This is a genomic window from Kitasatospora sp. NPDC057512 (genome assembly GCF_042802135.1).
Taxonomy (GTDB): domain Bacteria; phylum Actinomycetota; class Actinomycetes; order Streptomycetales; family Streptomycetaceae; genus Kitasatospora.
The window spans coordinates 1-8532 of record NZ_JBHVET010000337.1 but is presented as its reverse complement, the minus strand read 5'-3'; the positions used below and the strand labels follow the sequence as shown (position 1 = coordinate 8532).

The following is an 8532-nucleotide window of genomic DNA, read 5'->3' as shown; positions in this document are numbered from 1 at the left end:
CCGACGGACCAAGCGGCACCAGCGGCACCCCCGCCCGCCCCAGCACCGCCGCGAACTCCTCCTCCGGCGGCGCACACACCCGCACCTCCGCACCGAACCCCCGCAGCGCCACCGCCAGCCCCGCCAGCGGCTCGACATCCCCGCGCGACCCCCAGGTCGTCATCAACACACGCATTTCACGACTCCCGTTTCCGCAGGTCATGGCCTTACGGCCGGGATTCTGCGGCATAACGGGGGCCTTGCCGCAAGCCCCGGGGCACGGTATAGCTTGAGAGTGGCAAGGGGATTCACTCCCCTCGCCTCTTTCTTTGGCCGCCCGGTCCCACCCGCTCCCCCGAACCGGCCACACCGGAGCAAATCCCCGCCGGAGACCACCCCCAACGGCCCCACCCCGAGCTCCCCGCCCGGAACCCGCCGCCTGCTCCGCACCGCTCGCTCCGAGCCACCCCCGCCGAGCGGCCCACTGCGAGCCGGCGGCCCCACCGCGTGGCCACCTACCCCTGTGGTGTCAGCTCCGGAACACCACTGCGGTCACCGCCACGAAGCACCCACTCCCAACCACGCGCCATCGGCCGCTTCCCCAGACCTCACTCGCCCGGGCCGTCCGCACCGGGCCACCTGCCCGGTCAGCCCCTCCCAATACCGCCCGCGCCAGTGCCCCGCCCCCGAGACGCCGGATCCCCCCAACCGGTCGGCCGACCCGCGAAACGGCGGCCCGGTGGACAGAACAACCGCCGCCACCACGCCCACCGGCAGCGCGACGTCCACCCCGGCCAAACGCAGCCACCACACCACCCACGCCCCGGTGCGCACCTCACTCGCCGCGAACGACAGCACCGAACCGGCCGCCACAAGACAGCCCACCCACCAAGCCCGCCCGACCCCGAGCCAGCGGAAGCACCACCACCCCCAACCCGCCCTACGGCAGGCATGCAGCCGAACCCCACCGCCCAGCAGCCCCAACCGGCGTCACCCCCGCCGACGACGCATCAACACCGCGTACAGGACCGCCGCCACCACCACGCCCACCGGCAGCGCGACGTCAGCCCCGGCCAGTGCGGCCAGCGGGCCGGTGTAGAGGGTGTCCACGCCGAGGGCCGCGGCCGTGACGCCGCCCGTGAGGGCGATGGCGCCGGCCGGGTTGACGCCGGCGCGGTACCAGAAGGGGCTGCCGGGGCGCTCGTCGCCGAGGGCGCGGCCGTCGTAGCGGTTGCGGCGGAGCAGGATGTCGGTGGCGTAGACGGCGGTGGTGGGACCGAGGAGGACGACGGTCAGCTGGAGCACGTTGCTGACGGTGTCGAGGAAGTTGGAGACCAGGAGGGCGTACAGCGTGAGCGAGACCGCGACCGCGCCGTCGAGCAGCACACTGCGGGTGCGGCGGATGCGGATGCCCACGGCCTGGAGGGCGAGGCCCGCGCTGTAGGCGGTGAGGGCGTTGACCGCGATGGTGCCGACCACCAGGGAGAGCAGGAAGACCGGGTTGAACCAGCCGGGCAGGATCTGCCGGAGAGCGGCCTGCGGGTCGGTCATGTCGACGGCGGTGGCGCCGAGCACGCCGAGGCCGCCGACCACCACGCTGGGCAGGAAGCCGCCGAGGGCGGTCCAGCCGAGGACGGCGCGCGGGGCGGTGGTCGCGGGCAGGTAGCGGGAGAAGTCCGCGCTGGTGGTGTAGGAGAGCGGGCCGGAGGCGATCAGGGTGACGCCGGCCAGGACGGCCGCCCACAGCCGGCCGCCGGTGAGGGGTTCGGGCTGGGTCCAGCCGAGGTCGGCGTGGGTGACGATCGCGTAGCCGACCACGGCGAACGCGGCGGTGAGGGCGAGGGTGATCGGCAGGTAGAGCCGGACGATCAGGGCGTGCCCGTAGACGCTGATGGTGAGGGTGAGCACGACGATCGCGATCACGATGGCGATCTTGATCGGGGTGGTCGGGGTGATCCCCGCCTCCTGGGCGAGTGAGAAGGCGGCGACGGCGGCCGCGGCGAGGTTTAGCGCGAAGTAGCAGACGGAGATCATCCAGCCGGTGACCGCGTTGTTCACCCGGTTGCCCCGGATGCCGTACATGGCGCGGGTGATCACCTCGCTGGGCGCGCCGGCGGCCGGTCCGGAGACCGCGAGCAGACCGGTGCCCACCCAGAACAGGTTGCCGAGGACGACCACGGCGAAGGCCTGCCAGGGGCCGAGGCCGCTCAGGACCAGGGCGCCGCCGACCACCAGGTTGAGGTAGTTGACGCTGGCGGCCGCCCAGACGGGGAAGAGTTCGCGCGCGCGACCGCGTCGCTCGGTCTCGGGGATGTGGTCGATGCCGTGGACCTCGACCCGGCTGCCCGGTTCCCGTTGGGGCGGGGTGGCGGGATGCGCCGGGTGGTCCGGCGAGGCGTGGGGGTGGTCCGGGAGCGTGGACGTCATGCGGGGGCCCTCCGTGGGGGTGTCGTGCCCACCTGCTTGCTTATTGGTCGCACACTCAATAGCATCCGCCCCATGACGTCAAGCGTTCAGCGCAAAAGGGTTCGCAAGTCCCCCGAGGACCGCCGGGCGGAGATCGTCGGCGCCGCGGCCGAGGTCGCCCTCACCGAGGGGCTGGAGTGCATCACCCTGCGCCGGATCGCCGACCAACTGGCCGTCCGCCCCGGCCTGATCAGCCACTACTTCCCCGCCGTCGAGGACCTCGTCGCCGAGGCCTTCGGCAGCGCCGCCACGGCCGAACTGGAGGCGCTGCTGCCCGCCGACCCGCGGGACGGGTCCCCGCTGCGGCACCTGGCCCGCTTCTTCGCCCGCACCACCGGCCCGTCCTACGACGACGTGAGCCGGCTCTGGCTCAACGCCCGCCACCTCAGCCGCTACCGCCCCGTCCTGCGCGGCCGCGTGCTCGACCAGGAGGCGGACTGGCGCGGCCGACTCGGCGATCTCATCGCCGCCGGGGTCGAGCAGGGCGAATTCCGCACCGCCGACCCGGTGTTGACGGCCGTCCACATCCTCGTCGTGATCGACGGCCTGGCCGTCCACGCCAACACCGGTCTGCGCAGCGACCCGTCCGCCGCCACCCGGCTCGCCGCCGCCACCGCCGAACGCGAACTGGGCCTGGCCGACGGCGCGCTGACCTCTGCGGACCCCGCAGAACCGGCGGACCCCACGGACCCGGAGGACCCCACGGACCCGGCGGACGCACCCGAGACCCCCGCCCCCGAGCAGCCCTGACCACCACCCCAACCCCCTCAGCCCCCAACCCCCCTCACCCCCGCAGACACCACGCCCCCGCCCCGAAGCACCACTGGAGTCGAAGTGCGCACCTCCCTGGTCCTCCTCTCCGCCCGTCTGCTCGACCCCGCCTCCGGCGGCTTCCTCCCGCAGACCGCCCTCGCCGTCGTGGACGGCCGGATCGCCGCCCTCGGCGACGACCGCACCGTCCGCGAACTCGCCGACCCCGCGACCACGGTGATCGACCTCAAGGGCGCCGTAGTCACCCCCGGCCTGGTGGACGGCCACCTGCATCCGGTCACCGGCGCCGAGCTCACCCAGGGCCTGGACCTCTCCGGCTGCACCGACCTGGCCGGCGTCCGCGCGGCCCTCGCCGCCGAGGCCGGACGCCTCGCCCCCGGCGCCTGGCTGCACGCCTGGGGCCTGGACCCGAACGTCTTCGGCGACCGCCCGGTGGAGTCCGCCGCCCTCGCGCCCGTCCTGGACGGCGTCCCGGCGCTGCTCCAGCTCTTCGACGCCCACTCCATGCTCGCCAGCCCGCGCGCCCTGGAGCTGGCCGGCGTGGACGGTCCGCGCCGCTTCGACCAGGCCGCCGAGGTGGTCTGCGACGCCGACGGCCGCCCCACCGGTCTGCTGCTGGAGGACGCCGCCTGCGAGCTGGTCGAGCGCGCCGCCCCGCAGCCCACCCGCGCCGAGCGCCGCGACCGCCTGGCCGCCGCGCTGCGCGCCATGGCCGCCGCCGGCCTCACCGGCGGCCACGCGATGGACGCCAACGGCGACAGCCTCGACCTCTACACCGAGCTGGACGAGGCCGGCAGTTTGCCACTGCGGCTGCGCGTCGCCCCCTGGTGCCAGCCCGGTGTGGACGCGGACGGACTGCGGGCGCTGATCGGGCAGCAGGGCCGGGGCGGTCGGCTCTGGCGGGTGGACGGTGTCAAGCTGTTCATGGACGGCACGATCGACAACGGCACCGCCTGGCTGGAGCGTCCGGACTGCCACGGCGAGTCCACCCACGCCTTCTGGCCGGACCCGGCGCACTACACCCGCGTCGTCCGGGAGCTGCACCGCGCCGGGGTGCCGACCGCCACCCACGCGATCGGCGACGCCGCCGTACGGCACGCGCTGGACTCGATCGAGGCGGCGGCGAGCGGGGGGACGACGCACGGGGCGTCCCCCGTCCGCCACCGGATCGAGCACATCGAGACCGTTCCGGACTCGGTGGTCCGGCGCTTCGCCGAGCTGGGCGTGGTCGCCTCCATGCAGCCCACCCACTGCTGCGACTTCACCCGGGCCGACCACACCGACAACTGGTCCCGCCGCCTCGGCGAGGAGCGGGCCGACCGCGCCTGGCGCTGCCGGGACCTCTGGGACGCGGACGCCACCGTCGTCCTCGGTTCGGACTGGCCGATCGCCCCCTACCCCCCGCTGGGTGTCATGGCGGGCGCTCGCCACCGCCGTCCCACCCGCGACCTGAGCCAGGCCCCGCACAACCCCGGCCAGGCGCTGACCGCCCTGGAGGCCCTACTGGCGATGACCGCCAACGCCGCCCACGCGGCCGGCGAGGAGCAGCTCGCGGGCCGGATCACCGTCGGCCACCACGCGGACCTCACCGTGTTCGCCGCCGACCCGCTCACCACCGCGGCCACCGAACTGGCGGACCTCCCCGTCCTGTTGACCGTCCTGGACGGCCGACCGACCCACCGCTCCGCCACGCTCTGAACCCGCACCCGGCACCGGCCCCGGCACACCTCCGCGGACGGGTGTGCCGGGGTCAGCCGGGGGTTATCCCCCTGGTCGATCCGGCGGCACTCCTCAGCGCGCCGAAGCCTCCCGGTGATCGACCATTCATTGACCGGCACGTTCGCCGGCGAACCACTCGAACCACCGTGGCCATGTGAACGGGTTGACGGTTCGACGAATCCGAGGAGCCCCCCGAAGTGACCGTACGCAGCGAGAAGCACGGCAAGCCCATCGGTCGACGCGCCCTGCTGGCCGCCACGGCGGCCGTCGCGACCACCGCCCTGCTCGCCCCGGCGGCACAAGCGGACCAGCCCGGCACCGCGAAGATGACGAACAGTCAGATGTCCACCGTGGTCGGCGAACTGAACGGCCTCGCCCACCCCTTGCGGTCAACCGACCCCGAGGGCCGGACCACCGACCTGCGCCCGCTGGGCGCGATGATCGGCGACGCCAAGGTGGTGGGGCTCGGCGAGGCCACGCACGGCGCCCACGAGTTCTTCACCATGAAGCAGCGGGTCCTGCGCTACCTGGTCGAGGAGAAGGGCTTCACCGCCTTCGCCCTGGAGACGAGTTGGTCCTCCGGTCTGCGGATCGACGACTACGTGCAGGGCCGCACCGGCGGCGACGCCCGGCAGCTGGTCAAGGAGACGATGGGCAAGTCCCCGTGGGAGCGCCAGGAGTTCGCCGACCTGATCGACTGGATGCGCGACCACAACCGCGAACACCCGCAGCACCCGGTCCACTTCGTCGGCGACGACCTGGACTTCCCCGCCATCGGCGACCAGCTCTTCGACCGGGTGACCTCCTACGTCCGCGAGGCCGCCCCCGCGTCGCTGCCGCGCCTGGAGCAGCTGTACGCCGGGCTACGCCCGTTCGACGACGCCATCGGCTACATCACCACGCGCCCGCTCGCCGAGCGGCGGCAGAACGCCGCCGTGGCGCAGCAGACCCTGGAGCTGGTCACCGCGGCCAGGGGCGAGGGCGGCGAGGCGTACGACTGGGCGGTGCAGAACGCCCGGAGCATCGCCCAGACCTTCGCCTTCAGTGCCATGAACCTCGACGACAACACCGACGTGGCCGCGATGCAGAACCTCCGCGACCGCGCCATGACCGACAACACCCTCTGGTGGCAGCGCCGCACCGGCGGGAAGGTGCTGCTGTCCGCGCACAACGGCCACGTCGGGTTCCAGAGCAGCGACCCCGAGCTCTACCCCAAGACCCAGGGCTCGTACCTGCGCGACGCCCTCGGCGCGGGCTACCTCGCCATCGGCTTCACCTTCGACCGTGGGTCCTTCCTCACCAAGGACGACCCGTTCGCCGCCGCCTGGAAGACGGTCACCGTTCCGCCGGCCACCGCGGACATGAACGAGTACCCCCTCGACCGGGTCCGCTACCGCGACTACTACGTCGACCTGCGCTCCGCCCCGCCGGCCACCCGGTCCTGGCTGAACACCGCCCGACCGACCTACGACGCCGGAACGGAGTTCCGCAGCGACCCGCTGCCGCGCCTGGCGATCGGCACGGCCTACGACGCGCTGGTCCACCTCCACGAGACCAGCGCGGCCCGCACCCTCTGAGCGGCTCGGCCGACAGGCCCCTCCGTCGGTACGGGGCCGCGAAGCACGCGGCCGCACCACCGACGGGGAGGCCCTCGCCGGCCGCCGAACGCCCGTCAGCCCGTGAACCGCCCGTCCCGCGCCACCACCCGGCCCGCGCGGACCACCAGTTCACGCGCCGGCAGGTCGATCACCACCTGCGGCAGGCACTCGCCCGTCACCAGCATGAAGTCGGCGGGCGAGCCCGGCTCCAGGGTGGCGGCCGGCAGGTCCAGCAGTTCGGCGCCGCCGTCGGCCGCCAGGGCGAAGCAGCCGGCCAGCTGCTCGTCGGTGCGGGCGTCGGTGGTCCAGCCGAGCAGGTGGGCACGGTGCAGCAGGTCGGCGTTGCCGTACGGGCTCCAGGAGTCGCGCACGCCGTCCGAGCCGAGCCCGACCCGTACCCCGTGCGCCCGCAGCTCGCGGAACGGCAGCACCTGGTGGGCCGAGGGCGCCACGGTGGTGAGGCCGACACCGGACTCGGCCAGCTCGGCGGCGAGGTCGGCGAGCGGGGCGCCCACCAGCTCCGGGACGCAGAAGGCGTGGCTGACGACCACCAGCCCGGCCAGTCCGGCCGCCCTGGTCCGCGCGGCGATGTCGCGCAGCGGGCCGAGGCCGCGCTCGCCCCGGTCGTGCAGATGGATGTCGAGGCGCAGTCCGTGCTGCTCGGCCAGGCCGAACAGCAGCTCCAGCTGGGCGGGCCCCTCGCCGTCCGGGCCCTCGGCCGGGACGGCGTCGAAGCCCGCCGGGTCGATCCCGCCGATGGCGTCGACCAGTCCGCTGGCCGCCGCCTCCGCGAGCAGCGCGCCCGCGCCGGGCATCCGCCGGACCCCGTGCTGCGGGAAGGCCACCAGCTGGATGTCCAGCGCGCCCGCCAGCCGCTCGCGCACCTCGGCGAGCCCGGTCACCCCGGCCAGCCCGTACGCGGGCGCCACGTCCACGTGGGCCCGCACGGCGCGGGTGCCGCGCGTCACGGCGTGGCTCAGCAGCCGGTGGGCACGCTCGGCGAGCGGGGTGCGCTGGTGCCGGTGGAGGTCGACGTCGCCCTGCACGTACTCGGGCAGCGAGCCGGCCGGGCGCCGGCTGTACCAGGGCTCGCCCCAGGCGGTCTTGTCCGGGTGGATGTGCGCGTCCACCAGGGTGGGCAGCGCGATCCGGCCGCCGCCCTCGACCACCTCCGGCACCGCTCCGTCCGGCACCCGCCCGACCAGCAGGCCGTCCACGGCGATCAGGTCGACGGCCCGGTCGGCACCGTACGGGCGGACGTCCCGGAAGACGGTGACGGAAGGAGTGGTCATGGGCTGCTCTCTCTCGCTGTGGTTCCCCGGGTGGTTCTGCTCCCTGGACGGAATGTGCCCGACAGGCAAAACGTCCTACCTTTCATTCAACAGTCTGTTTATCATCTCCGGGTCCCCGTCCCTCGTCCGGAGTAGCCCACGCATGTCCACACCACCGCCCGCCGCCACGCCCGGACGGCACCCGCTGCACGCCCTGCGGGCCACCGTCTTCGCCATCGGCGCCCTGCTCCTGCTGGTCGGGGTGGGAGTACTGCTCGACCAACCGCTGCTGATCCCGCCCCTGGCCGCCAGCGCCGCACTGGTGCACGGCGCGCCCGGGCTGCCGATCTCGCAGCCGCGCAACCTGGTCGGCGGGCACCTGATGTCGGCCCTGATCGGCTTCGCCGCCCTCGCCGTCACCGGCAGCACCACCTGGGGCGCGGCCGTCGCCGCCGGGCTCTCGCTGGGCGCGATGATGCTCACCCACCTCTCGCACTCCCCGGCCGCGGCCACCGCCGTGATCGTGGTCCTGCAGGCGCCGCACCCCGTGCCCTTCCTCCCGCTGCTCGTCCTGGCCACCGGGCTGCTGGTCGTGATCGGCCTGCTGCCCGGCCGGATCGGCGGGCACCCGGTCCGCTACCCGGTGTCCTGGTGACGGCCGCGCCGCGCTGACCGGATCTCCACTCTCCCGCTGAACGCCGTCGGCCGGGTCATCCGATCGGATGACC

Annotated in this window: 7 protein-coding genes; 4 read left to right on the top strand and 3 right to left on the bottom strand. The window is 74.1% G+C overall.

The features are described from left to right. On the bottom strand, positions 1-175 hold a 175-nt coding region (locus tag ACFU6K_RS21845), incomplete at its 3' end, for a glycosyltransferase (protein WP_380665435.1). A gap of 794 nt (positions 176-969) precedes the next feature. Beyond that, positions 970-2406 carry a purine-cytosine permease family protein gene (locus tag ACFU6K_RS21840; RefSeq protein ID WP_380665433.1) on the bottom strand — a complete coding sequence of 479 codons (1437 nt, stop codon included), beginning with the start codon at positions 2404-2406 and terminating at the stop codon, positions 970-972. Between the two features lie 72 nt (positions 2407-2478). On the opposite strand from ACFU6K_RS21840, the gene ACFU6K_RS21835 reads away from it, so the two are divergent. The 3 genes from ACFU6K_RS21835 to ACFU6K_RS21825 all read left to right on the top strand — a co-directional run bounded on the left by ACFU6K_RS21835 (position 2479) and on the right by ACFU6K_RS21825 (position 6512). After that, complete coding sequence (locus tag ACFU6K_RS21835; RefSeq protein WP_380665431.1) at positions 2479-3195, top strand: TetR/AcrR family transcriptional regulator; 717 nt, start codon at positions 2479-2481, stop codon at positions 3193-3195. Between the two features lie 84 nt (positions 3196-3279). Beyond that, positions 3280-4914, top strand: coding sequence for an amidohydrolase (locus ACFU6K_RS21830; protein ID WP_380665429.1), 1635 nt, complete (start codon positions 3280-3282; stop codon positions 4912-4914). A gap of 218 nt (positions 4915-5132) precedes the next feature. Then, the gene (locus ACFU6K_RS21825; RefSeq protein WP_380665427.1) at positions 5133-6512 is read left to right on the top strand and encodes an erythromycin esterase family protein; all 1380 of its coding nucleotides are present in this window, start codon (positions 5133-5135) and stop codon (positions 6510-6512) included. Between the two features lie 95 nt (positions 6513-6607). Here the strand turns inward: ACFU6K_RS21825 and ACFU6K_RS21820 are convergent, their stop codons facing one another. Then, positions 6608-7825: an amidohydrolase gene (locus ACFU6K_RS21820; protein WP_380665425.1), complete on the bottom strand. Its 1218-nt coding sequence runs from the start codon at positions 7823-7825 to the stop codon at positions 6608-6610. Between the two features lie 142 nt (positions 7826-7967). On the opposite strand from ACFU6K_RS21820, the gene ACFU6K_RS21815 reads away from it, so the two are divergent. Further along, positions 7968-8459 carry an HPP family protein gene (locus ACFU6K_RS21815; protein WP_380665423.1) on the top strand — a complete coding sequence of 164 codons (492 nt, stop codon included), beginning with the start codon at positions 7968-7970 and terminating at the stop codon, positions 8457-8459. The last annotated feature ends 73 nt before the right edge of the window (positions 8460-8532 follow it).

Excerpts from the sequence above, each read along its gene's own strand:
- ACFU6K_RS21835 (WP_380665431.1), top strand. The coding sequence starts at position 2,479 with ATGACGTCAAGCGTTCAGCGCAAAAGGGTTCGCAAGTCCCCCGAGGAC.
- ACFU6K_RS21820 (WP_380665425.1), bottom strand. The coding sequence starts at position 7,825 with ATGACCACTCCTTCCGTCACCGTCTTCCGGGACGTCCGCCCGTACGGT.
- ACFU6K_RS21840 (WP_380665433.1), bottom strand. The coding sequence starts at position 2,406 with ATGACGTCCACGCTCCCGGACCACCCCCACGCCTCGCCGGACCACCCG.
- ACFU6K_RS21815 (WP_380665423.1), top strand. The coding sequence starts at position 7,968 with ATGTCCACACCACCGCCCGCCGCCACGCCCGGACGGCACCCGCTGCAC.